This window comes from Aphanizomenon sp. CS-733/32 (assembly GCF_028330045.1).
Classification (GTDB): domain Bacteria; phylum Cyanobacteriota; class Cyanobacteriia; order Cyanobacteriales; family Nostocaceae; genus Dolichospermum; species Dolichospermum gracile.
In genome coordinates, this window is sequence record NZ_JAQMSE010000031.1 from 1 (window position 1) to 24,820 (window position 24,820).

At 38.8% G+C, this 24,820-nt stretch carries 23 protein-coding genes, 2 tRNA genes and 1 pseudogene; 8 read left to right on the forward strand and 18 right to left on the reverse strand.

Going from position 1 to position 24,820, the window contains the following annotated elements; all coding sequences use genetic code 11:
• Window positions 1-302: 302 nt before the first annotated feature.
• Window positions 303-521, forward strand: a complete 219-nt coding sequence (locus tag PN471_RS02180; protein WP_168645441.1) for a hypothetical protein — start codon at window positions 303-305, stop codon at window positions 519-521.
• Between the two features lie 17 nt (window positions 522-538).
• Here the strand turns inward: PN471_RS02180 and ribD are convergent, their stop codons facing one another.
• Both ribD and mreD read right to left on the reverse strand, forming a co-directional pair.
• The gene (ribD, locus tag PN471_RS02185; RefSeq protein ID WP_271775477.1) at window positions 539-1,717 is read right to left on the reverse strand and encodes a bifunctional diaminohydroxyphosphoribosylaminopyrimidine deaminase/5-amino-6-(5-phosphoribosylamino)uracil reductase RibD; all 1,179 of its coding nucleotides are present in this window, start codon (window positions 1,715-1,717) and stop codon (window positions 539-541) included.
• A gap of 5 nt (window positions 1,718-1,722) precedes the next feature.
• Window positions 1,723-2,340 (reverse strand): rod shape-determining protein MreD, encoded by a 618-nt coding sequence (mreD, locus tag PN471_RS02190; protein WP_271775478.1) that lies wholly within the window; start codon window positions 2,338-2,340, stop codon window positions 1,723-1,725.
• 459 nt (window positions 2,341-2,799) lie between these two features.
• Here mreD and PN471_RS02195 point away from each other — a divergent pair, with 459 nt between their 5' ends.
• Window positions 2,800-3,525: a hypothetical protein gene (locus tag PN471_RS02195; RefSeq protein ID WP_271775479.1), complete on the forward strand. Its 726-nt coding sequence runs from the start codon at window positions 2,800-2,802 to the stop codon at window positions 3,523-3,525.
• 48 nt (window positions 3,526-3,573) lie between these two features.
• On the opposite strand, the gene PN471_RS02200 is transcribed toward PN471_RS02195, so the two are convergent.
• Window positions 3,574-4,713 (reverse strand): quinone-dependent dihydroorotate dehydrogenase, encoded by a 1,140-nt coding sequence (locus tag PN471_RS02200; protein WP_271775480.1) that lies wholly within the window; start codon window positions 4,711-4,713, stop codon window positions 3,574-3,576.
• 474 nt (window positions 4,714-5,187) lie between these two features.
• Between PN471_RS02200 and PN471_RS02205 the strand changes: the two genes are divergently transcribed.
• The 3 genes from PN471_RS02205 (at window position 5,188) to PN471_RS02215 (ending at window position 7,875) form a co-directional block, all read left to right on the forward strand.
• A complete protein-coding gene (locus PN471_RS02205; RefSeq protein WP_271775481.1) occupies window positions 5,188-5,349 on the forward strand; it encodes a DUF2256 domain-containing protein in 162 nt (53 codons plus the stop codon).
• Between the two features lie 53 nt (window positions 5,350-5,402).
• Window positions 5,403-6,350: an isoaspartyl peptidase/L-asparaginase gene (locus PN471_RS02210; protein WP_271775482.1), complete on the forward strand. Its 948-nt coding sequence runs from the start codon at window positions 5,403-5,405 to the stop codon at window positions 6,348-6,350.
• A gap of 82 nt (window positions 6,351-6,432) precedes the next feature.
• Window positions 6,433-7,875: a RecQ family ATP-dependent DNA helicase gene (locus tag PN471_RS02215; protein WP_271775483.1), complete on the forward strand. Its 1,443-nt coding sequence runs from the start codon at window positions 6,433-6,435 to the stop codon at window positions 7,873-7,875.
• Between the two features lie 50 nt (window positions 7,876-7,925).
• On the opposite strand, the gene PN471_RS02220 is transcribed toward PN471_RS02215, so the two are convergent.
• The 7 genes from PN471_RS02220 to murA all read right to left on the reverse strand — a co-directional run bounded on the left by PN471_RS02220 (window position 7,926) and on the right by murA (window position 16,213).
• A complete protein-coding gene (locus PN471_RS02220; RefSeq protein ID WP_271775484.1) occupies window positions 7,926-9,944 on the reverse strand; it encodes a hypothetical protein in 2,019 nt (672 codons plus the stop codon).
• A gap of 328 nt (window positions 9,945-10,272) precedes the next feature.
• Window positions 10,273-10,767, reverse strand: coding sequence for a hypothetical protein (locus PN471_RS02225; RefSeq protein WP_193893611.1), 495 nt, complete (start codon window positions 10,765-10,767; stop codon window positions 10,273-10,275).
• 78 nt (window positions 10,768-10,845) lie between these two features.
• Window positions 10,846-11,610 carry an energy-coupling factor ABC transporter ATP-binding protein gene (locus PN471_RS02230; protein WP_271775485.1) on the reverse strand — a complete coding sequence of 255 codons (765 nt, stop codon included), beginning with the start codon at window positions 11,608-11,610 and terminating at the stop codon, window positions 10,846-10,848.
• A 10-nt stretch (window positions 11,611-11,620) separates the two neighbouring features.
• On the reverse strand, window positions 11,621-12,280 hold the full coding sequence (locus tag PN471_RS02235; RefSeq protein ID WP_193893617.1) for an energy-coupling factor transporter transmembrane component T family protein: 660 nt from the start codon (window positions 12,278-12,280) through the stop codon (window positions 11,621-11,623).
• On the reverse strand, window positions 12,273-13,196 hold the full coding sequence (locus PN471_RS02240; protein ID WP_271775486.1) for an energy-coupling factor ABC transporter permease: 924 nt from the start codon (window positions 13,194-13,196) through the stop codon (window positions 12,273-12,275). Before PN471_RS02240 ends, PN471_RS02235 begins: the two co-directional genes overlap by 8 nt.
• Window positions 13,197-13,487: 291 nt before the next feature.
• Window positions 13,488-14,582 (reverse strand): Gfo/Idh/MocA family protein, encoded by a 1,095-nt coding sequence (locus PN471_RS02245; protein ID WP_271775487.1) that lies wholly within the window; start codon window positions 14,580-14,582, stop codon window positions 13,488-13,490.
• 251 nt (window positions 14,583-14,833) lie between these two features.
• Window positions 14,834-16,213 (reverse strand): UDP-N-acetylglucosamine 1-carboxyvinyltransferase, encoded by a 1,380-nt coding sequence (gene murA, locus PN471_RS02250; protein WP_271775495.1) that lies wholly within the window; start codon window positions 16,211-16,213, stop codon window positions 14,834-14,836.
• Window positions 16,214-16,496: 283 nt separating this feature from the next.
• Here murA and PN471_RS02255 point away from each other — a divergent pair.
• Window positions 16,497-16,580: transfer RNA gene (locus PN471_RS02255), tRNA-Leu, on the forward strand.
• A 351-nt stretch (window positions 16,581-16,931) separates the two neighbouring features.
• On the opposite strand, the gene PN471_RS02260 is transcribed toward PN471_RS02255, so the two are convergent.
• The 7 genes and pseudogenes from PN471_RS02260 to PN471_RS02290 form a co-directional block, all read right to left on the reverse strand.
• A tRNA-Arg gene (locus PN471_RS02260) sits at window positions 16,932-17,004 on the reverse strand.
• A gap of 49 nt (window positions 17,005-17,053) precedes the next feature.
• Window positions 17,054-17,185: pseudogene (locus PN471_RS02265) on the reverse strand (M23 family metallopeptidase); the annotation flags it as partial.
• A gap of 7 nt (window positions 17,186-17,192) precedes the next feature.
• Window positions 17,193-17,849: a DUF2834 domain-containing protein gene (locus tag PN471_RS02270; protein ID WP_271775488.1), complete on the reverse strand. Its 657-nt coding sequence runs from the start codon at window positions 17,847-17,849 to the stop codon at window positions 17,193-17,195.
• 13 nt (window positions 17,850-17,862) lie between these two features.
• A complete protein-coding gene (gene hrcA, locus PN471_RS02275; protein WP_271775489.1) occupies window positions 17,863-18,939 on the reverse strand; it encodes a heat-inducible transcriptional repressor HrcA in 1,077 nt (358 codons plus the stop codon).
• Window positions 18,940-19,444: 505 nt separating this feature from the next.
• A complete protein-coding gene (locus PN471_RS02280; RefSeq protein WP_271775490.1) occupies window positions 19,445-19,804 on the reverse strand; it encodes a rhodanese-like domain-containing protein in 360 nt (119 codons plus the stop codon).
• 321 nt (window positions 19,805-20,125) lie between these two features.
• Entirely contained in the window at window positions 20,126-21,142 is a 1,017-nt protein-coding gene (locus PN471_RS02285; protein WP_271775491.1) for a DUF4351 domain-containing protein, read from the reverse strand.
• A gap of 25 nt (window positions 21,143-21,167) precedes the next feature.
• A complete protein-coding gene (locus PN471_RS02290; RefSeq protein ID WP_271775492.1) occupies window positions 21,168-21,305 on the reverse strand; it encodes a hypothetical protein in 138 nt (45 codons plus the stop codon).
• 74 nt (window positions 21,306-21,379) lie between these two features.
• Between PN471_RS02290 and PN471_RS02295 the strand changes: the two genes are divergently transcribed.
• A complete protein-coding gene (locus tag PN471_RS02295) occupies window positions 21,380-23,065 on the forward strand; it encodes a DUF3352 domain-containing protein (protein WP_271775493.1) in 1,686 nt (561 codons plus the stop codon).
• 207 nt (window positions 23,066-23,272) lie between these two features.
• A complete protein-coding gene (cysE, locus tag PN471_RS02300) occupies window positions 23,273-24,025 on the forward strand; it encodes a serine O-acetyltransferase (RefSeq protein WP_271775494.1) in 753 nt (250 codons plus the stop codon).
• A 24-nt stretch (window positions 24,026-24,049) separates the two neighbouring features.
• Here the strand turns inward: cysE and PN471_RS02305 are convergent, their stop codons facing one another.
• Window positions 24,050-24,631, reverse strand: coding sequence for an Npun_F5749 family FMN-dependent PPOX-type flavoprotein (locus PN471_RS02305; RefSeq protein WP_193893642.1), 582 nt, complete (start codon window positions 24,629-24,631; stop codon window positions 24,050-24,052).
• Window positions 24,632-24,820: the final 189 nt, after the last annotated feature.

A 24,820-nucleotide genomic window follows, 5' to 3' on the forward strand; every position in this document is an offset into this window, starting at 1 on the left:
GTTCCCTGTTCCCTGTTCCCTGTTCCCTGTTCCCTGTTCCCTGTTCCCTGTTCCCTGTTCCCTTTTTTGTCAAAAGAGTAAAACACAACAAAAAATAACGTTCATTGATGACAAATTGTAGTCTTAGTTAAGTAAAATTAAGTTAATTCATATAACTTGACATTTCTTAATTTTCAGCAAAACATTTGGTCATTTATTAAATTTTTAATAATAGTTATATCTAGTTGTAGATTTATGCAGTCAGTTAATATCAGAATTGTGTAATCTGAAAAGAACTAAACTAATGATTAAATAGAGGTCTAATGACTCCAACTATCATGCGTCAACTTTGGTCTATCGTTGAAGCCACCCACACAGTAACACTCTTACAGCTTGATGATGCTAGTTTGGTGCAGTGGTTGGTGAAACAAATAACTAATCAAGCTTTTTTAGATCCCCATGAAACTGATTTCTTGTGTGATTACATTCAGTCTCGGTTGAGTCTAATTCGTGATTTAGCTTATGAACGCCAACAGTCATAGTCAAGTAGCTGTGCTGTTTATTTAACTTTCAATGGTAAATAACCTTCTACTAAGCAATCATTACCGACAATTCGCCAACTTACCCGTTCCAACGGTAAGGCTTCAGTCATACTAGTTAAACCCAAGTCTCCCACAGGTGTAGGAGCATGATCTCCACCGATAATTTTGGGGGCGATAAATGCCATAATTTTTTGGACAGCACCTTGAGCGATCGCACTAGCTGCTAAAATACCACCACATTCCCATAGCACGCTACAAAACCCGCGCTCATATAAATGATTCATTACTGCTCCTGGAGTGAGGGAGCTAAATTCCACAACTTCCACCCCTTTTGACCGCAGCATTTTTTGAAAAGCTTGTGAACTGCCAACTTCCGTTACAACCAAAGTTGGAGCTTCCTGAGTATCCCATAGACAAGCCTGTTCTGGTAAATTCAAGCTACGACTCATCACCACTCGTAGAGGATTATGAGCAGCAACTTGATGGCTAGTCAAGTAAGGATTGTCTTTTCTCACTGTATTCCCACCAACAATCACCGCATCGCAAGCCCCTCGTAATTGATACACCTCAGTGCGAGCATCTTGATTTGTTACCCAAGCACTATGACCAGCAGTAGTGGCAATTTTACCATCTAAAGTCATAGCATATTTCAAAATACCTAAAGGTCGTTGATAGAGAATGCGATGAATAAACCCTTCATTTAAACGCCGACAAGCCGCTTCCTCTACTCCAACTACCACCTCGATTCCCGCAGCCCTTAGCCGCGCAATCCCGCCACCTGCTACCAAGGGATTAGGATCAACCATTCCTACCACCACCTTAGACACACCAGCATTGATTAATCCTTCCGAACAGGGAGGAGTCCGTCCATAGTGATTACAAGGCTCAAGACTCACATAAACAGTGCTTGAGTGCGCCCGTTCTCCCGCTGCTCTGAGAGCAAAAACCTCAGCATGAGGTTCACCAGCACGGGGATGAAAACCTTCTCCCACAATCTCCCCATTCTGGACAACCACCGCCCCCACTAGGGGATTTGGTGAAGTGTATCCCAAGGCCAGACGAGCTAATTCCACGCACCGTAGCATCATCCGCGAATCAAAGTCATTACCTACTAATTCCGGGACTACAGGCTGTGCAAATTGATGGTTTTCAGGTAAGGATGTAGATGCTGGAGAGACTCCTGGAAAATTATGCATTTGACTTAAGAATTACGAATTAATTTCATCTGCTGCCACCAGCGATTAAGAGGATAATAAACCACAGGTGCCCACAAACTACTCAGAATTGCTGAAGCTAAGGTCGCACGCTGGTAATATGTCCAAATACTGGCTGCATGACGATTTCCTTCCCAAGATAACTGGAAAGCAAAAATAGTGTCTGCCACCACAGCCATCACAAATACAATTAAAGCGATAGAAATAAAGTCTTCTTGAATAAACCGCTGTTTTTGCATCAGGGCTGTTAACATTCCCACAATTCCCAAACCCAAGGCATGAGTCGGATTTGGTGATGTCATGGCATCTTGCAATAGTCCTAAAATGATCCCTGACAGCAGACCAGAAAATACTGAGCGATTAACACTCCAAGCCACTACCCAAATCAGTAGCCAGTTAGGACCAATGCCTAATAATTCCATTCCAGGAAGACGAGTCGGCAACATTAGTAAGCATAGCATCACAGTTAAAAATATTACCATCCAATTCATAAATTGATGCCACCAAGGATGCCAAAGCGCTAATGGGGGAATCAAAAAATAGGATTTTCGTCTAGTTGAAGTTGATTTTTTATTTCTTTTACTTGTAACTCCAGGTATCTTCATATTTTAATGATTAGTGATTGGTTATTATAGTAGCTTTAGGCAGTCGGCAATCAGGAGTAAGTAGGTGAACACAATCAAACAAAACTGTGTAAAGAAACGTAAAATCGCTGAAAACTTCTTTACTCTTGCTTCCTGCCTTTTGCCTGACTATAACGACAATTTTCAACGCCAACCTACTTAACAGCCTTTCGGTGTCAGCATCTGGGATGAAAATTAGGATCTCCTACCAGTGCATACCGCTATGTCATCGCTTAATTTTAATCTTTCTCAACCTAATCTGACTACAGATTAATTTCTCAAAAGCTGGAAAATATACTTGTATAATTAGTCGCATTTTATTATATGAGTAGCTTTTGCCGAATAATTAGCCACAATTTTGCCAAAAGATACAAACAAATGTCCAAATTTTTGCCAAGATAGAAATATTATTTTCTAAAAATTAATTTGGCAAAAATCAGCATGAATGAAAAAATCATGGAAAACTCAGGCAAAAGTTTTCTCGTTCTAATTTTGCCGATATCGTTTTTGATTGTTTTCCTGGTCAATACCTGGAAAGTTTTACTGGTAATCTTAGGGCTGTTAATGGTTTTCAATCTTTGGCAGCAATCTAGATGGGAAAAGTGGTGCAATCAAGTTAATCCGCTTTTTTATGAGTTAATTCAGGAAAATCAGGGGAAAATTACGCCCATGGACTTGGCAATCAAGGGTAATTTTTCTGGAGAGGCGGCAAAAAGCTATTTAGATGGCAAAGCTAGGGAATTTGGTGCTAGTGTACTAGAGTCAGAAAATGAGGAGGATCAATCGTACTACTTTATTAATGCCAGTATTCTTGGCGATATTCTTGATAGTAGTGAATTGGTAGAAAAACTGGCCGCTCAACCAGTTACTAAAATTGCCCGCTCGTTTTTAGCTCCACCTTCATCAATACCCCAGGAGGAGGAAGCGCAATCTGAATCTTTGCTGACAGCAAACCATGATGAAGCCAAAAAGCCTCTAGAAGAACAGTTAGTTTTTGGTTCGCTGATTCAATCTGAATTAGCCAAACGGCTCAATGTCTATTCTAGTACGGTTTACAAACGACGCAATGACCCAGATTTTACCCAGTGGTCTCGTAGCCGTGATCCTGATGGTATTGCTTGGTCTTATTCTCGTAAGTCTAAGGATTTTTTCCCCGTAGAAGAATAGGAGGCAGGGAGCAGGGGGCAGGGGGAAATATTTATTACCTATTACCCATTACCCATTACCTATTCCTATCGCCTGACTAATAGATGTTAAGCCGTTTTCTTCTAGTTTGGTTAATAAACCTGCGAGGATGCGGCGTACCATTATTGGTCCTTCATAAATCCAGCCTGTATAGGTTTGAATCAGACAAGCACCGGCTGTGATTTTTTCCCAAGCATCCCCGGCGGTAAATATGCCACCTACGCCAATGATGGGCATTTGTCCCTGGGTTTGTTGGTAAATAAAGCGAATTACTTCTGTGGAGCGATCGCTCACTGGTTTTCCACTAATTCCTCCCGCTTCTTCTTGGGGAGATTTGCCAGTTTTTTCAATGATTTGGGTTTTGAGTCCTTCCCGGCTAATCGTGGTGTTGGTGGCGATTAAACCAGCGATTTGGTAAGTTTTTACTAGCACAATAATGTCAGATATAGCCTCCCATTCTAAATCGGGGGCTATTTTCACAAATATGGGTTTTCGGGCAGTGTTTTCCTGTTGTAGTCCGTCCAATATTTGACTGAGCATGGCAGCATCTTGGAGCGATCGCAATCCCGGAGTATTGGGAGAAGAAACATTAACTACAAAATAATCACCCAAATCCTTGAGTAACCGAAAACTCTGTAGATAATCCTGGGCTGCTAATTCCAAAGGTGTGATCTTGGATTTGCCCAAGTTTATACCTATAGGTATGGGTATTGGATAATTCAACTTTTCTTTCCCCTCCTTCAGTCTTGCAGCCATAGCGACAGCACCAGCATTATTAAAACCCATCCGGTTAAGTGCTGCTTGATCTAAAGGTAAACGAAACAACCGAGGGGGCGGATTTCCCGGTTGGGGGTGATAAGTCACAGTACCCAATTCAGCAAAACCAAAACCAAAATTATGCCAGATATTAGCACCAACGCCGTCTTTGTCAAATCCAGCCGCCAAACCCAAGGGATTGGGCAATTTCATTCCCAGTACGGTTTGTTCTAATTGTGGATCATTTAGACATAGATATTGCTGAAGGAGGTTGTTTAACCAATTGGTATAAGGATAATAACTGGCTTTCGACAGCCAATTTAGACTACCGATGGTTTGTTTGTGCAACCACTCCGGTTCGGTTTTCACCAGAGTAAATAGGAAATGACCAACTAATGATTTATAAAGATCCAATTTAGGTTACGAGTCAGTTAAGGTAGAATTATATTCATATTATAGCTTTACGTAAATCTGAGAATTTTAAAAAATGTTTTGCTTCTTTCAATTCTGATTTCGTAGATGTAATTTATAAAACTGGTAATTTGCAAAAATCCCAACTGAGAAGATTTTTTTAAGTCTAAATTTTCCAGTTTAATTTCACTTTTTATAACCGATTACTGCAAGATTACCAGCGGTGGCTTTATTAATAAGCTCTTTTAGTGTTTTCATAATCAGCCGTTAAAGTAGTCCAGAAACCATACAAATTGGAAAGCTTCCATTACATCTGTTTTCCGCAAATTGTCGTAGAATTTGGGAAAACCTATGTAATTAATTTTGCTTGGCTAATTGTAAACAGTACAAGGATTAAAAAATCCTTGTCATCTGTCTTTAGATGTATTTTTTGATAGATGATGTTTTTCGTGTTTATTGTTACGTTATTGTTACGTTATGCGTCCTACTTGTTCTAAATCTGATTTACCGGAAAAAATCTGTGTAGTATGTCAACGTCCGTTTACTTGGCGGAAAAAATGGCAAGATTGTTGGGATGAGGTGAAATATTGTTCAGAACGTTGCCGTCGTCGTCGTTCTCAGGCTAGAAATGAGAGTTAGACCAACCAATAAATATATGGGCGCAGGCCTTGCGCCCCTGCGAAGAAAATAACATGACATTACAAATGCAACCTAAATTAATTATTCATGGTGGTGCTGGTAGTTCTCTCCAAGGTAAGGGGGGATTAATCGCAGTTCGCAATTCTCTTTCTCAGATTGTTGCGGAAGTTTATGCTCTTTTACTAAACGGTGCAAGTGCGACTGAGGCTGTAGTTCGGGGTTGTCAGATGTTGGAAGATGAACCCCGCTTTAATGCTGGTACTGGTTCTGTCCTCCAATCTGATGGACAAATCCGCATGAGTGCTTCCATTATGGATGGGACAACGGGGCGCTTTAGTGGTGTGATTAATGTGTCACGAGTGAAGAATCCGATTGAAATGGCGCTGTTTTTACAAGATGTTGATGATCGGGTTTTGTCTGATTATGGTGCGGCTGAGTTGGCGCGGGAGTTGCAACTTCCTAGTTACAATGGTTTAACGGATTTGCGCCTGAAAGAGTGGACGCTAGAACGTCAGGATAACTTTAAAAGGACGATGGCTGGGGTAGTTGCAGAACCAGAAATGGCAGAAAGTGCTGGTAGGGGGACGATTGGTGTTGTGGCTTTAGATGGCTATGGTAAATTAGCGGCTGGTACTTCTACTGGGGGTAAAGGCTTTGAACGGATTGGGCGAGTCAGTGATTCGGCAATGCCAGCGGGTAATTATGCGACTAGTCAGGCGGCGGTGAGTTGTACGGGGATTGGGGAAGATATTATTGATGAGTGTTTAGCGGCTAAGGTTGTGGTGCGTGTGACTGATGGAATGTCACTACAGGAGGCTATGCAGCGATCATTTACAGAAGCGAAGAGGAATAATCGGGATTTTGGGGCGATCGCTCTTGATGCCACTGGTGCGATATCCTATGGTAAAACCTGTGAAGTATTACTAGCCGCTTATCATAATGGGGAAAACATTGGTGATACTTTGGAATGGAATGATCAAGAACTAATTGGTAATTGGTAATTGGTAATTGGGAAAAGTAAAGATAAATATTTCCTCTATTTTCTTTTCCCTTTATTGTTTTTTGTGCTTTTGTGGTAAAAACATGAATCTCCCAGTAACACAATCTTGGCAAGATGTTCGCGCAGCATTAAAGGCAATTTGGGGATATGACGATTTTCGTCCTCCTCAAAAAGAAATTGTTAACTGTTTAATATCACAAAGAGATGCTCTAATTATTATGCCCACTGGTGGGGGAAAGTCAATTTGTTTTCAACTTCCCGCCCTATTAAAAACAGGATTGACTTTAATAGTTTCTCCTTTGGTGGCACTAATGGAAAACCAAGTTGAGGAATTACGGCAACTATCACAAAAAGCAGCACTTTTACACAGTGAATTAACTGGATCTCAACGCAATGCAACCTTGCAAGCTTTGGAAAAACAGCAATTAAGACTATTGTATTTATCACCAGAAACATTACTCAGTCCAGCAGTATGGCAAAAGTTGTGTAATCCTCAACTGCAAATTAATGGTTTAATTCTGGATGAAGCCCATTGTTTAGTGCAGTGGGGTGATACTTTTCGTCCGGCTTATCGGCGTTTAGGGGCTGTGCGTGAAGCTCTACTAAAATCAAAACCACCGGGAACAAAAATTAGTATAGCAGCCTTTACGGCAACGGCTGATACTTTAGCTCAAAAGACTATTTCTACAGTTTTAAAATTAGATCAACCGGAGATTTTTCGGATTAATCCCTATCGAGAAAATTTAAATCCTCTTGTCCGAATTGCTTGGACTCCTAGAGGCAGAAAACAACAATTATTAAAGTTTATTCAAAACCGACCAAAGCAAGTTGGGTTAATTTATGTACGCACTCGAAGAGATAGTGAAGATTTAGCCAAATGGTTAACAGAAATTGGTTATCAAACTGCTAGTTATCACGCGGGATTGAGTCCAGGAGAACGCCGAGATATTGAAGCTAGTTGGTTAGGTGGCAAAATCCCATTTGTTGTGTGTACCTGTGCTTTTGGCATGGGGATAAATAAATCTGATGTCCGCTGGGTTGTCCATTTTCATGCGCCACATTTATTGTCTGAATATGTGCAAGAAATAGGAAGGGCGGGAAGAGATGGTAAACCTGCTGATGTTTTAACTTTGGTAAGTGAACCAACGGGATTTTTAGATGCTGAGGATAAGCAAAGACAGAAGTTTTTTGAGTCACAAATGAAATTGCAACAACAAAAAGCTCAACAATTAGCGAAACAATTACCACGCCAAGGAGAAATAAATACTGTAATTAAAGAATTTCCTAATAGTGCTATATCACTTTCTCTTCTGCATAGTAATGGACAATTAGAATGGCTTGATCCTTTCCATTATTCTATGTCTTTGCAGTCAGGAAAACCACCAAAAACACAATTACAAGCTGCTCAACAAATGAGTGAATATCTCACGACTAAAAGGTGTCGTTGGCAGTTTTTATTAAATGCCTTTGGCTTTGAAATACCAACTGTTAATTGGCGTTGTGGACATTGTGATAATTGTGATTAAATCAATAAACACAATCTGGAAAGCTAATTATTGCGATATTTCCATATTAATTATATGCCTAATTTTTTAAACAAAATATTATTTCTTTGTTTTGCATCTTTAACAAGTTTGTTAAATGATAATACTTCAATATAGGTTTTTAATCCAGGGTTAAAACCAAAAAAACCTTGAAGGTCTGGTGTTGGAGTCAGAGAAGAATTAACAGCAAAAGTTTGTATTTCTTCTGTTAAGTCACAAATAATATAGGCATAGAAAGGTGTATCTTCACGAAGGGATATTAATCTACCATCTTTATTCTTGTGTTTTCCTGATCTAACCTGGCGTATATAAGAATAAACTTGAGCAATAGGATCTTCTGATGCAGAATATCCCTCTCTCATTGGGCGTTTAAATTCTATTACTACAACGGAAGAATAAGGCTGTTCTTCATCTGGTACAAAAGCAATAGGATGGTTGAAAACTAAAAGGTCTGGTCTATCATTACTTTCTGAATCTAAATTTTCTAGTCTTTTTAAGGATTGATCAGAGGAAAGATACTCATGATAAGACAATCTTTCATCTATTATCCAGAGATTTTGTTTTTCAAAAACATTGATTTCATCAGAAGATGTCCTCATTGGAAAAATTATTTCATGTATATCTTTTTCAAGACTATATCTTCCATCTGAATCAACAATTAGGTTTTTTTCAAACAGACTGATTATGATTTTTCTATGAATAACATATCTTGCTAACTTAGACATCCCTAGATCATTATACTGTTCAAGAAAATCATAATATTCTTTGCTATATTCAGGAAATCTCTCAAAGTGTTCTAGAGGAGTTCTCAATATTTTTACTCCCGTTTCTTTCAGAGATAGTTCATAGCTCGACATTATTTTATGAAGTTCTATTTCTAGCTTTTCTGGAGGGAGTCCAGGTTTTATAGACTCTAATTTATCTGTAGCATATTTTAGTAACGGACGATATTCTACAGCTTCTTCTATAATGTATTTTTGGATTTCTTTCTGTTTCTCTTCCTGTAATCCTTGTAAAAATGGAGAAAGATTATTAGATATTACAGAAATTAATTCATTTTGTATTTCTTTATAAGCAATAAGTCCAATGTCTTCTGTAAAACCCTCATGATTATGAATTAGGTTAAAATTAGTTCTTTCTTGATTAACATATTGATCTAAACAGTCACTAGAAACAAAAGCCAGATAGGTAAAAAGCCTTCCTTCTCTGTCAGGAATTTTTCTTTTTTCAATTAAATTAGAAATATAGTTGTGTAAATTTTCAGAAATAACGGTTCTATGATTAGCGCAATAAAAAAGTTTATGGCTTGAATCGGATGAGTTGTAATATTTAATTCCTTTAAGATTAAAAGTATATTCTTTTATTTTAATTACATCATTATCCGAGAATGATTCTAAATTTTGATTAAAGTATGTATTAATGTTGAATTCCTTTTTTCCATCAATTACTCTAATTTTGGGTGGTGTTTCTAAAATAAAGTATGAAATACAGTGTTCTAGAATTTGCTTGCCTATAGTTTCACATTTTTGAGGGCATTTTCCTTTATATGGGTTTAAGAAATTTTTAAGTTCAACTTTTGTATAAAGTTCTTGTTCATTATTTAGTTCTATTTTCTGCTTAGAAGTTTCTTGAACTCCTTTGCAAAAAAGGCTAAATTCTATATTACGTTTGTAAAAATTATTTTCTTCTTCAAAAACACTTTCAATCAGTATTTCTGTAAAAGCTTTAAGCCATAAAAATCTACCAACTCCTTTTGAGCCTCTGCTTTTTTTATATGTACTATCTGAAGTACAAAAAGACATATAGTTAATATAGTTAAATCCTACTCCGTTATCTACAACAACAAAACCTTGTATTGGAGATAAATTTCCATCTTCTATGAGTTCTGTTTGATTACCTTCCCTTAAAAGAATAATGTCAATATATCCATTATTGATTTTTGAATCCTCAATAGAATGAATTGAGTTTACTACACACTCAAACAATGGCAATAAACATTTATTCTCAGCTAAAGGGGTGTTGTTAATTCTACCTTCTAAACTTATGTCCATGACTTAATGGGTTTAGTTATTTACGTATCCGTTACATTTTACTATACTATATACAAATTTATTTATGTGTTCAGATATTTAAATTAACTTAGCATTTCTTTTTAAATTCTCATTTTCGATCTAGCTTGCCACGCCTTTACTTCAACAGTAAGTGCCTAAATATTACACGAAAACACACTACAATGTATTAATGCTTTTCGTAATGCGAATAAATTCGTCCTTATCTTTGTGGATGATTAATTTGTACAGTCTGTAGGTCTTAGCAAGATTAAAAACTAAAAAAAGAAGAGTAAAGGATATAACTCTTACAATTTTCAATTTTTAATTCTCAATTTTTAATTGATTCTGCTTGGCTACAATATTTATTTAATTGAACGCCTAGAGTATCTGATTCTTTGCCGGCAGTTTTGGCGGCTGTTGTCAGTGCGGAATCAATTTCTTTTCTGGCTTTTTCAATTTTTGCTCTACCATCTGATGATGCTTCTGCTTTTTTAGTTTCCCCAAGTGCTTGAGAAGCTTTGGCTATGGCTTTACTAAGATGATCAAAGATTTTGATAAATTTAGTTTCAAATTCTTGCAGTTTGGGATCTTTTAAATTTAATTCCTGAATAGACTTAGTAACATTTTTTAAATCTTTGGATAATTGCAGGCTGGTTGATACTTGCTGACCTTTTTTTATATCAATCAGTGCTGTACCCTGATTGACAACTGTAACTAATCGCTGACATTGGGAGATTTTAGTCTCGCTGCAACTAGTAATTAACAAAGCAATGCTCAGACTAACAGGAGCAACAACTGGATAACGGGAAAACAATATTAACATCCCAAGAGCATTAAAGTCCCCTAAATATTAAGCCAATTGATTATTAATTCGCAATTGCGAATTTCTGTGTTGAGCAGTTTACCAATCTACTGGCAACCCTAATTTATCTAAGGTTTGGCCATCTTGCAACAGTGTTTGAATGTCGCTGTCTATTTGAATTTTACCCGTAGATAGGACTAAAGCCCGTTGGGTGACTCTTCCTAGCCAATTGAGATCATGGGAAGCTATTAACATCACTTGTACGGGCAATTTTAATAATACGTGAGCTAAATGTCGTCGCCATGCTGGATCTAGTCCGTTGGTGGGTTCGTCTAAGATGAGAATGGCTGGATCTAGGGCTAAAATTGCTGCTAAGGCGGCTAAACGTCTTTGTCCTCCAGAAAGTTCATGGGCGGAACGGTGGGCGTAGGATTCCAATCCGAAGTCGGCTAATAGTTGATGGGCTTTATCTTTTGCAGCTATGGGTGAAACACCATAGTTAAGGGGTCCGAAAGTAAGGTCTTCCAGGATTGTGGGCATAAATAATTGGTCGTTAGCATCTTGAAAGCTAAAACCAATTTGTTGGCGTATTTGAGGTAAGGTGGTTGGCAATAGGGGGATGCCGTTAATCCAGATTCTGCCACTTTGGGGATGTTTTAAGCCGATGAGGTTTTCTAATAAGGTGCTTTTGCCTGAGCCTGTAGCCCCCATTAAGGCAACGCGATCGCCTGTTTGTAAGCTAAAAGAAATTTCTTGTAATACGGGTTGTTGGTGTGAATAGGCATAGACCAGATTTTGGACTTCAACGACATTGGTATGCGGTTGAGAGAGGGAAATTTGGGGATTAGAAGTTAATGATGTCAAGATTCACCACTCAAATAACAGTAAGGTAGGAACTTAGGGTTAAACAAGTAGCTGTCACCCCAGCTATTAACAAGATAAAACGTTCTTTCGATTTGAGGGGGGAATCTATCGGTAATTGTCCATTATATCCACGGGCTACCATAGCAGCATAAACTCTTTCCGCCCTGTCGAGGGTGCGAAGATATAAAGCACCAATCATGGAAGCACTAGCATAACGTAGCCATCCCGCTGCACCATTTAAACCACGTAATTGGGCGCTGCGCTGCATTTGCCTTACTTCTGAAAGTAAGATATCTAAGTATTGGGCGGCTAAAATCAGGTTTTCCTTTAATGGGGCAGGTATTGGTAAGCTTTTGAGGGCAATGCCGAAACTATGGGGAGGTAAGGTTAATAAAAAACTATTCATGGTAATTAAACAAATTAAGGAACGCACAAGCAAAAAACTAGCTCGTTCCCATCCCAATGGTAAAGCCACCAATGATAGAAAAATTAATTCTGCACCGAGTAAACCGCCTAATTTGCGAATGGGTACTTGTAATATGCCAACCCATAAAAGGGCGATCGCCCCATATACTAGTAAATTAGACCAAGTATGATGTTTTAAAAAAGCTGCTCCAATCACAATGATCAGGGATAATTGCAAGCGTAATGGCAAGGAAATTTTAAGCATTTTTCGGTTTTATGACTTTAGCAATTCCAAAAGCCACAGTGAAGCAAGCTGTAGAACCGACTAACCCAGCAATACTTGTGCCGATTTGCCCTAAACCTTTAATCTCATAGTCAGCCAAAGGTGTTGGTACTACCACTCTGACTTGTTCAGCTAAGTTGATAAAACCCAAGTTTTCTGCTACTTTTTCTAAACCATCTGGCCAAGCAGAAGCAAATAGAGACAACACACCGGAAATCAGCAAAATACTCACAACGGGAACTAACCAGCCTCTAACTTTATGTTCCTCACCTGGTAACAAATCTGGACGGGCTGTGGCTAGATAGGTTAATACACCCCCGGTAATTAATCCTTCTCCAACACCAATCAAAATATGTACACCTGTCATGGTGGGTAAAACTATGCTGGCTGGCGCTGTTCCAGAAAGGGCTAATTCAATGGCACAAGCTAAGGCGGCGACAACTACGCTAACTGCGGCGGCTATGCCAGCTGCTAGGGGTAAACGCCTTTGAGAACCGCCCAATAATCGTTGTAAGGTTTGGGTTAATCCCCACGCTACCCACACGCCGACTATCCCCATATTCAAAATATTTGCACCTAAAGCGGTGATGCCACCATCGGCAAATAGCACGGCTTGAATAATTAAAACTGTAGCAATACATAACATTCCCGCCCAAGGACTACCTAAAATAATGGCGGCTAAAGCCCCCCCTAATAGGTGACCGCTCGTCCCCCCCGCCACGGGAAAATTAATCATTTGGGCGGCGAAAATAAAGGCTGTGGTTAAGCCAAGAATGGGGGCGCGACGAATGCCAAAAGTTGCTTGCGATCGCTCACAAGCTATAAATAAACCCACTCCACTGGCTAAACTGGTGGCTGCTGCTACTGGCAAAGAAACAAATCCATCGGGTATGTGCATAAGATTGACCTATTCTTTAAATGTGTTTTTTGCAAACTAATTGTAAGTAATATAACCACTAACAAAATTAATAGCAAACTAAAATTTATCTCTTTTGAGAATACCCTATTGGTGGATGTTTTGGGATTTTATTTAGGGTAATTTTATAATAAAAAATACGTCAAATTATATATTTATTTTTTGAATTGTTAACATTTATAAATCTTTATGACATGATCTTATATAGGGTTTGCTGAATAAGTTGTCTGTGAAGGCAGGGAACAGGGAACCTGGATATCCTCAAAGCCCTACTTAATCCAAAAACTCTCCCAAACTTGGCACATTTACCCAACTTCCTCTTGCATGAGATTCATGGGATAAATCCATGAGCAATTGCGAATAAACTCCTTCCCGCAAAGAAGGAGTAGTTTGTTGATGATTCGTAATTCCCTTTACCCATTCATCAACAACCCGCAGAAAAGCACAGATTCGCCCATCATGATAATGTTGAGGAAAGAGAAATTGTTGCGGAACTGCTATTTCTGTCAAAGATTCTCCTGGTTGAGAACCCCAAATCTGAAACCCATGAATATAGTCTTTTTGATTCTTGCTACCTAAAACTAATGTTCCCTTATCTCCATACACTTCTATCCAATGGGTTCTTTCTGCATGAACAACTGCACTAATAGAAACTTGACAAGGTGTACCATTTACTAATTCCAAAGATAATAAACAAGTATCATCAGTATCAACTGCTTGTAATTCTCCAGTTGCGGGGTTAACTCTTTCAGGAATAGCAGTAATTAAATGAGCATTTAATTTGTGAACTGAACCGAATAACCAATTAATATAATCAAAAGCATGAGAACCTAAAGAACCTAAAGCACCTCCACCTTTTTCTTTACTGGAATACCAATTCCAAGGACGGGAAGTATCAGCGCGAGAAGATCCCAACCAATCAATTTTAATTAATCGGATATTCCCTACATAATTTGATGAAAGAAGTTGAGAAAAAAACTGCCATTCCGGGACAAACCGAAATTCAAAATCTACAGTTGCGACTACATCCTGATTTTGGGCTAACTGATATAATTCTTTAGCTTCATTTACATTTAAAGTAACGGGTTTTTCTAACAAAAGATGTTTACCAGCTTGCAAAACTTGTTTCGCCATTTCATAGTGTGAAAATGGCGGTGTGGAAATGCTGACAGCTTCAACTGTGGGTAAAGCTAGAATTTCTGCTAAATTATCGCCAGTGTAGGGGATATTGTGAGTTTCCGCAATGGTTTTGGCTTTATTGATATCTCGATGATAAACAGCGACAATCTGAGTATTATGATGTGCTTGAAATGCAGGAATATGAACTTTTTGACCAAATCCTGTACCAACAATTGCTACCCCAATCATGTTTAGTTTTTATGAAATTGACTTAATAATAATCAATACCTTGTCCAAATTAGAAAAAGCCTTGATTTGTAGGTTAGGTTGTGGAACGTAAACCTTCGCGAAGCAATAGTATGAAACCCAACAAAGCAGGAAATGGACAATGTATTATAATAATTGTACAGATTAATTGGATTTTCAGAAAGTTAATGGCGAAAATTATTAATAGATAAAAATAATCGCCATTAAGTTAACAAAGACAAAATACTCAAACCTTAGATAGAAACTGAGGCTGGAGTAATAGGGTTATTAGCAAGTAAATCTACATCTTTCGATGCTTCATTTACGCGCAGAATTTTTGCTCCTAATTGCTGCAATTTCAGGTCTAGGCGATCATAGCCTCGATCTAAATGGTGTAATCCTTGAACAGTGGTTGTTCCCGTTGCCGCCAATCCGGCTATAACTAAAGCTGCGGAAGCTCTTAAGTCTGTGCCTATAACTGGTGCGCCCGATAACACTGGCACTCCCCGAACAAAAGCAGTATTACCTTTAACACGGATATCTGCGCCCAAACGATTTAACTCAGAAGCATGACGCAAGCGATTTTCAAAGACAGATTCGTTAATGATACTGTCACCTTCAGCTACAGTTACTAAAGCCATGAAAGGCGCTTGCATATCCGTAGGAAATCCAGGATGGGGCAAGGTATCAATATTTATAGCTTTAAGTGCTTTTCCTGGCAAGATCCGTAAGCGATCTTTCCCATCTTCGATAATTGATACACCAATTTCCTGTAACTTGGCAATAACGGGGATTAAATGATCTGGTACAACTGGGGATAGAATTATTTCAGAGCGAGTAATTGCACCAGCAATCAGTAATGTCCCTGCTTCAATGCGATCAGGAATAATAGTATACTCAGTAGAGTGTAGTTTAGGTACACCCACTATTGTAATTGTACTTGTTCCTGCGCCTTGAATTTTTGCGCCCATGGAGTTACAGAAGTTAGCTAAATCAACTACTTCCGGCTCTCTAGCAGCATTTTCAATGATGGTTTCTCCATCTGCTAGGGTAGCAGCCATCATTAAAGTTTCTGTCGCCCCAACACTGGGAGTATCTAAATATATTTTTGCTCCTGTTAATCTGCCATTATTGCCAGGAACATGAGCATTGCAAATACCATGTTCAATTAACACTTCTGCGCCCATTGCTTGCAGTCCCCTGACGTGCAAATCTACAGGTCTAGCACCAATGGCACAACCCCCTGGTAAAGGCATTTGTGCTACTCCCAGTCGAGCTAAAATTGGACCAATGGCAAAAAAACTGGCTCGCAGTTGGGTAACGAGTTCATAAGGGGCTTTAGATGTGGTAATTTCCCGCGCATCAACATCTAAGATGTCACCTTCTCTATTTAAACGTAATCCTAAAGCTGATAAAACTTGTCCCATCCGGTCTACGTCCGCTAGTAAGGGAACGTTGCGAATGCGACAATCACCGGAACAGAGGAATGTTCCAGCCATGATTACCAGGGCGGAATTCTTAGCTCCGCTAATTTTTACATGACCTCCCAAAGAATGCCCTCCACTGATTTGCAAGACTGAGGAGTCCGCTGCTAGTGAAGACTTGGCATCTGGTAAGCTGGTAGAAGAATTAATAAGCCTACCTCCAAAAGTACGTAATTATAAAGGTTTGATGTTGGTTTTGATTCTAAGTTAATTATCCCCCGGCTAAAAGCAAGGAAGAGTTTTCTCTAGGTTGTCAAATGCCATAAAGTCGTTAGATTCTATCATGCAGTATGCCGGCTTGATTGGAAAAATGGGGATTGGCTAGATGTGAACAAAATTTTCAAATTGTTCTGTCTCTATTCTGGCAAATCTTTTCTTGACAAATAAAAAAAATTGGGCAATAATAATAAACTGTTAATAAAATTCGATTACTGCGGAACTGGCGGAATTGGCAGACGCGCTAGATTCAGGTTCTAGTGCCTTCACGGGCTTCCGGGTTCAAGTCCCGGGTTCCGCATATTAGTTTCAGATGTGGTTTTTTACGAAAATGCCACAACATAAGAATCAGATGTCTACCATGACCAGGTTGCGTTGATCATGAGCTTTATGCTATGGGACGCTAAGAAAAGGATATTTTAGAAGTTTAGGACTTACGCCATGCTAGGCTATCGGCGAATAAATTCGCTACTACACAAGCGAAGTCCACCAATGTCTACGCTCCGGTAAGGGATACGTGGACTAATGAAAAATTAAGATATCTGAACCCACGAATGTGGGTTTTGTCTGTGCAGCCGCAATTTCTAATCGCCCAGGGGCGTATGAATTTAGACTTTTCAAACACCCTCTAAAAGCACAAAGAAAATAAACATGAGCGCGGAGGGATTCGAACCCCCGATCTACAGGACCGGAACCTGTTGCTCTATCCACTGAGCCACGCGCCCCCATACCTTCCGCTACTATAGCATACTTTTTGAATTTAAATAAAATAAATTATGAGTAATTTGCTGGGTTAACGGGTGTACCATCACGGCGGACTTCAAAATGGAGGTGGGATCTGGTGGATAAGCCTGTAGAACCAACAGCAGCGATCGCTTGTCCTTTCTGTACAGTTTGTCCAAATGATGATTACCTATGCCAAATTTTGAATTGTTTTATTTTCTATCTCTACAGGTGGACGGATGCACAAATAAATCAAAGTTCCAAATAAAGGTATGACAAATAACCAAAATAATTGATTATCTTTCCAACCACGTCGCGCCATATCATCTCCTAACAACATGGGAAATAATAGACTCAACATCACAAAATCTAAACTCATGACATGAATAAATCGGCTACTTTGCCACTGTTGGAGGAAATCACCCCAATTTCCCTGGACACTAGATGCCAATAAAACCGCCGTACCTATAGTTAATAAAATTCCTAAAATGCGAGAATCTAGGATTTTCAGAAATAAATTTTTTTCACCAACAAACTTTTGATTGGGTTCTCTTAAAGCCAAGTAGGGTAAAAGTGCAAAAGCACCTAACGCAAAAGCACCACTAGCAAAAGGCCAAGCTGGTATTTTTTGACCTCTACCATCAAAAAAGACTACCGCACTATATATAAAAGGCCAAATCCCCATGATATTAAATAAAGATATAATCAGAGGATTAATGCCTTGCCAGTTGCCTGTAGAGAGGTTTTTAATTAACTCAAAAGTATTAGGCTGTTCGGGAGGAGCAAAGAAAAAGGCATAGGAAATAAATCCTAGCCATAGTAGACCAAAAGTGATTTTTCTCAACATGAATTTATGGAAATTAACTAAAAGCTTCCGAGAGATAATCTGCTGCTGCTGCAACCACAGCGATCGCACTCTCATAGTTTAACCTAGTTGGACCCAAAACCCCCACACTTCCCACTGGTACAGAACCCCGCCGATAAATAGCCGAAATCAAAGTACAAGTCCGAATAGGTTCAAGAGGATTTTCTGTGCCAATCCGCACCGTTACCTTAGACTTATTAGCATCGTCCATTTCTGCACCCTCACAAATTAAATGCCAAAGTTGGTCTTGTTGCTCTTCCAACAATTGCATAATTGTTTGTACCTGCTGTATCTGGGAAAACTCTGGCTGTCGTAAAACCTCTCCAATCCCTCGCACCATAATTTGTGTAGTTGTTGGTGCCAGAGCACGGTGAGTCAATTCTACCAAAGAATTTTTTAATAATTCCCCATAAACGCGAAACTCCTGATCCAATTCACTCCAATTAAGATAGCCTATTTCTAACAAGCTCTGTCCTCTTAAATGAGTATTCAAAAAGTTAGAAACAATCTGCAACTGACGATCAATTACCTCCACTGCCGGTTTATTTTCTGCATTCTCTAAAAATAAATCCATCACCTTAGAATGGGTTTCATAACCATCCGTCACCACAATTAACATAATTCGCTCTGATTCAATTTGTACCAGTTGCAAATGTCGTAACTTTGCCGTCGTGGATTGCGGCATCGTAATTAAAGTAATACAGCCGCTTAATGTTGCTAAAATTTGGGCAGCACCTTGTAATAAAGCTTCTAAACTCCAATCTTCCCAATGCAGATGTTTTTGTAATGCTGTTTCTACCTCTTTCGCTAAAATTTCTGATGGTTTAATTAATTGATCAACGTAAATACGATAACCAGAATCAGAAGGAATTCTCCCCGCAGAAGTATGTGGTTGATAAAGTAAACCTGATTTTTCCAAAACACCCATCACACTGCGAATCGTAGCCGAGCTAACACCCAAATCAAATCCTTCAATTAGAGCCTTAGAGCCAACAGGTTCTGCTGTGGTAATATAATGACGGACAGTTGCAGAAAGTATATTTTGTTGCCGATTAGTCAGATGAACTTGCATAAGTGATTTTTTTACTGAAGGCAAATCTTAATCAAAATTTGAAAAAAATGTGGTTTTCGCCACAAAAACGGAAAAAAGAATTAATTATTAATTAAAGTAAGATAGCAGATTATATACTTATATTGTATTAATTGAACACAAAATTTACCTTCAATATTTATTTGCTGCATTTGTCATTACTACACACCCGAACCCCAAAAAGAAGACGAATTTCTCTCTTTTTCAGTATTATCTCATAGTCTATCAACCTAAGTTGTGGTTTTAGGCACAAAATATTACTTTCTATTGATCAAAATTTTGACAGCACCAGCAGAGAGTAAGTAGGTTGGCGTTGAAAATTGTCGTTATAGCAAGGCAAAAGGCAAGAGGCAAGAGTGAAGAGGGTTGAGGCGATTTTACTTTTCTTTACACAGATTGGTTTTATTGTGTTCACCTACTTAAAGGCGGGATTTTCTTGTTTATTCCTTCTGAATCCTGGGCGCAGACCCTGCGCCCCTACTATTCCCTAATATTGCGGCACAGAAGGATCAACTACAATTGAGTAAGCGGAAATCCCACCCGTAATATTTTTAACATTTGTAAAGCCTTGAGAAACTAACCACTGACACATCTGAGCCGAACGGATACCATGATGACAGAGAACCAGAGTTTCTGCATGAGCGTCAAAACGCACAGGTACTTGCTGATTCCATTGCTCATATTCACTCAAAGGAAGATTGACAAAACCATCTAGCCGTGCTATGGCAATTTCCTGGGGTTCACGCACATCTATTAACTGAAGCGTTCCTTCATGATTTTTAAGACGTTTGGCTAGTTCCTCAACAGTAATTGCGGAAAAGGGTTGATCAAATGATGTATTTGTCATGCAGTTTTTCTAAAAAAACCTATACTACACCTTATGTGAGTTGAGAAACAAGATGCTATTTTCAGCCAAGGCCAGTTTAGCATCTGTTGATATCTGCGTTACCGTTTTCTCCCCATGACCAAAGAATGTGGGCGTTGTTGCTGAAAAAGTCTTTTGGTGATAGCGCAGCGTGACGTACAGCAAATTGTCATCAAACCTGGAACAAGAACCCCACCCCCAACCCCCTCCCCGCAAGCGATGAGGGGGCTAAGATGTACCTTGTGTGATTGCAAATTGCTGTAAGTCATGGGCTAGGAATCATTCCAAAATCAAAAAATCATCCTATGAGACTGATAGTGGTAAATTATCTTGTAACCATCTTTCCAAATCGGTGATAGAGGAGAAATCCAATAAAGCTTCACCCAATTCTTCCAACTGTTTAACAGATAATTGACTAATTCGTTCAGTTAAAGAAATTTGAATGTCACCACAACGCCGATTTAGTAAGCGGATAATTAACTCCAATTTACCTTCAAGTTTACCTTCAAGTTTACCTTCAAGTTTACCTTCAAGTTTACCTTCAAGTTTACCACGTAATTCACCACGTTCCATAGCAAGTTGTTCAGTTGGGCTAACTAAAGGCATCTTCCTTTCCTCCTCAAAATGTTTGATTTTAGCGACTAATTCTACCTGTAATTCCTTCGGTAGAGTCATCATCGTATCAATAATTTTAAACAGCTTCACAATCTGTTCTTTGCTTAAACCCCGCTCATAAAGTCCGCGAATTAATTGCCATTTATACTCTGACCGTTCCGTAAACTGATTAGTTGTCTCCTTAGTTTTCAGGTGTGCCATCGTAATCATAGCAAAGGGGTTATGACTACATTCTAATTCATCCCAACGGGATTTGTAGTCAATCAGTTTAACAGTGGGAAATTTCAGAGTAATTTCACCTTTACCGATCGCATAATGATAACAGTTCGGTCTCCAGTTCGGTCGGTCATCACCGATAATGGCTAAACTCAGGACTTTATTTTCATAAAGATCAAAGGCGCGATAATGATAAACGAACATCCGTTTTTCAAAGTTAACATCATAATTACTTTGAATTTCTACATGAATCAAGATCCATATCTGTTCTTTATTCAACAACCAAACTCGATAAAGTTTATCAGCAATCCGGCTTTCAGTTTCTGAGGAAGCGGTAATTTGTTGTAGTTCTTTATCCAGTGGTTGTGGTGGTTGTGTCCAATCAATTAATTCGTAAATTTCGGGGAAAAAAAAGGATAAAAAGCTTTCAAAATATTCGTTTAATGCTTCTTTCCATGATTCATCATAATTAGCTGTTACTTCACTCATTTAACTTTTAGTATGACTCTATCATTTACACTATAGCATTGGGGGTGGGGTCTATGAACCAGCCCATACCATTAGCGTTGTCGTCAATGAGGATTGTGGCGACTTTGGGGTCGTAGGTGGTGATTTGGAAGTTGATGTTAACTTCATAGTGCTTACTTTTCAACAGCCTCCTGGTTCTCAACTCACATAAGGCGTATACTATTCCTGTTTGCAGAAAAGCTAGAAAATATAAAGAATGTGAACAGTCAAAACTTAACAAAAAATATTAAACTTGGTTTCCTTATAGCTGGCATAATCACGCTTGTATTAGTTTGCGTAGCTAAATTTTCCTGGTTTGCGGAAAAAAGTCCAGTTAGTCTTGTAGTTCGCAACTCTCAACCCGCTGCGGCTATATTTGTTCCCAAGTCCTCACCAGCAATGGTATCATTATTGGTCAATCCCGACGGGTTACAGAAAATAGTGCCAAAAGGAGGATTTTCTCAACTCAAAAATAGTCTATTGGCGAAAAATAATATAAATTATCAAGATGATATCAAACCCTGGTTGGGTGATGAAATTACCCTAGCTGCAACTACCATAGATATAGACCGTGATCCAGACAACGGACTACAAACCGGGTATTTAATGGCGCTTGCAAGTACAACACCGGAGAAAAGCCGTGAGTTTTTGGAATTGTTATTTTCTCAACGGGCTTTTAGTGGCACGAATTTAGGAATTGAACATTACAAAGGTGTCAAAGTTATTTATGATAATACCGAATATGCACCAGACGTAAACAGCCAAAATCCAAAATCTAAAATCCAAAATAATTTAGCTGGTGCAGTTGTTAATAATTTTGTTTTGCTGGCTAATCATCCTCAAGTAATCAAAGAAGCAATTAATAATTTACAAGCACCAGATTTAAACTTAATTAGTTCTCTAGAATATCAAAAAGCTACTCAACAAATCTCTAAAAATGCTGTAGCTGTAACTTTCTTGAATTTACCCGAAGTTGGTAAATGGCAAGGACTAGAATTAGCAGAATTAACTTATAATAGCCAAATTCTCTCTTTCGTTTTCAACTCCCAAGGATTGCTCACAGAAAGTACATTTTTAACAAATTCCCAGATTGTACCTTCATCATTACCACTATCTCAACCTGTGGGAGCATTACAGTATATTCCAGAATCAACAGCTTTTGCGATCGCCGGCACAAATTTGAGTAAACTAGATAATAGCGATGTCGCAAAACTGTGGAAACAAGGAACAGCAACTATCTACGGTTCTAGTGAAGATGGTACTGATCGATTACTACAACCCCTAGCAAAAATCCAACACAATTGGAATTTAAACTTTAGCGAGGATATTTTCAATTGGGTAACGGGAGAATACGCTTTAGCTTTATTACCTAATTCAGAAAATACCATCCCTCATTGGTTATTTATCAGCGAAAAAACCCCAGAATTAACAGCAGGAATCACACATTTAAATAATATTGCCACCAGAAGTGGTTTCAACCTTAGTTCCCTAACTTTAGATCAACAAAAAATATCAGCTTGGACAAAAATTACAGCCACAAGTGAAAATAACAAATCCATTAATGTTGACACAAGATTTAACGGAGTGCATACAACCTTAGATAATTATGAAATTTTCAGTTCCGACTTAAAAACCCTCAAAACAATTTTAAGTCACAAACAAAAATCTCTCCTCGAAAATCCCCAATTTCAAAATAGTATTGCCACAATTCCCCGACCCAACCAAGGGTATATTTATCTAGACTGGGAAAATGGTCAGAATCTTCTCAAACCTCAACTACCTTTGCTTAAACTTGCAGAAGTGTTAGGTAAGCCACTTTTTGATCATTTAAAATCCCTGACAGTCAGTAGTTATAGCAGCGAACCAGGAATACTCAAAAGCGGAGTATTCTTGCAACTGCATTAAATGTCAGAGGATATCCAGGATTAAAGGATAAACAGGATGAATAGCAATACAGTTAGGTTAAGAAAACATAATTTGGGTTGAGCGATATTTTGCGTAATTCTTATGAAAATAAGGATTTTATGACCAATCACCAATTACCAATCCCTAATTGCCAAGTCACGATAATATGAGAGAGTAGCTTGTTGTGCTATCAAGGGTACTATCTCAATGTTCTCTAGACTCCGTGCCGATTTTCGCATCATCTTTGAACGTGACCCCGCAGCCCGAAATTGGTTGGAGGTTTTGTTTTGCTATCCAGGTTTGCAAGCCCTAGTATTTCACCGCTTTGCACACTGGTTGCGTCGTCTGGGTCTTCCCTTTTTCCCCCGCTTGGTTTCTCACATTGCGCGGTTTTTAACGGGTGTAGAAATTCATCCAGGGGCTACAATTGGTAAAGGCGTATTTATTGATCACGGAATGGGAGTAGTAATTGGGGAAACAGCCATTATCGGCAACTACGCGCTGATTTATCAAGGTGTTACCCTGGGGGGAACAGGTAAAGAAAGCGGTAAACGTCACCCCACATTAGGCGAAAATGTCGTCGTTGGTGCCGGTGCAAAAGTTTTAGGAAACATCGAAATTGGTGATAATGTTCGCATTGGTGCCGGTTCAGTGGTATTGAGAGATGTACCATCTAGTTGTACCGTTGTCGGTGTTCCTGGACGCATTATTTACCGTTCTGGAGTCCGGGTTGCACCTCTAGAACACAGCAATTTACCAGACTCAGAAGCCCAAGTAATTCGCACCTTAGTTGACCGCATTGAAGCCTTAGAAGCACAAATTCAAGCTTTGCAAACTTCCTCAAAAACTCCGGTTTTAGTGGGTAAATTCCTTACAGAAGATGAATCACTAAAAGAACACAATTTTTGTAATATCAGAGATAAACAGATTCAGGAATTTTTTGATGGTGCAGGAATCTAGGAAGTTAAACACCAAAAATTGAAATTACGGGTTTATTGCTTCTGTCAACCATTCCTGGTTTTCATGGCGGTGATAAACCCATCTATTTTGTGGTTCACCCCGCAATTGTAAATGATCTACTTTTACTGGTTCAAGTAATAATAAACAAAAATTTTCTAATGGCTGAATATTGTCTGGTGCTGGTGGTGTAAAAGCTTCCGGTGTTTGTACTCTCATATCACCAGGAATAGGCCAAGCAAATTGTAACCTAGCTGCATCACTTAATTCTTGCCACATTTTAATTCTCGCAGGTTGTAAATGTGGGTGAGAATCAGCACTTATTAATATTAATTCTCCAGTAATCCGAAATTGTTCTCTAGTGTTGGGAAAATACCAGCAAATTTCCGCAGCGGATTGTTTTGATATTTGTTCAGCTTTTTCACTACGAATATCAGTAATAAATTTTAGCTGATTTGTATCGTCTAGAAAGCCGCGAAACACAACGGTACGATTAGCAGGAAAACCATTTTCCCGCACTGTTGCTAGTTGCACATAGCGGGCATAAACGAGGCTACGATTTTGATGTAGGGCGCGGGTAATCAGACTTCGCCAAGGTGCTAAGGACATTTTTATTACTGTAATATTTTGGTAATTTGACTTTTATTTGTTTGTTATTAGGACTTACGCACTGTACACATTCACCATGATGTGCATGAACGAAAATCCCTCGTTTCAGGCTTTTGGTGATTAACTTCTGCTCAATAGCGAGCGCTCAAAAATCATCAAAAAATCACGTTAAAATGCCCGAAACCCATA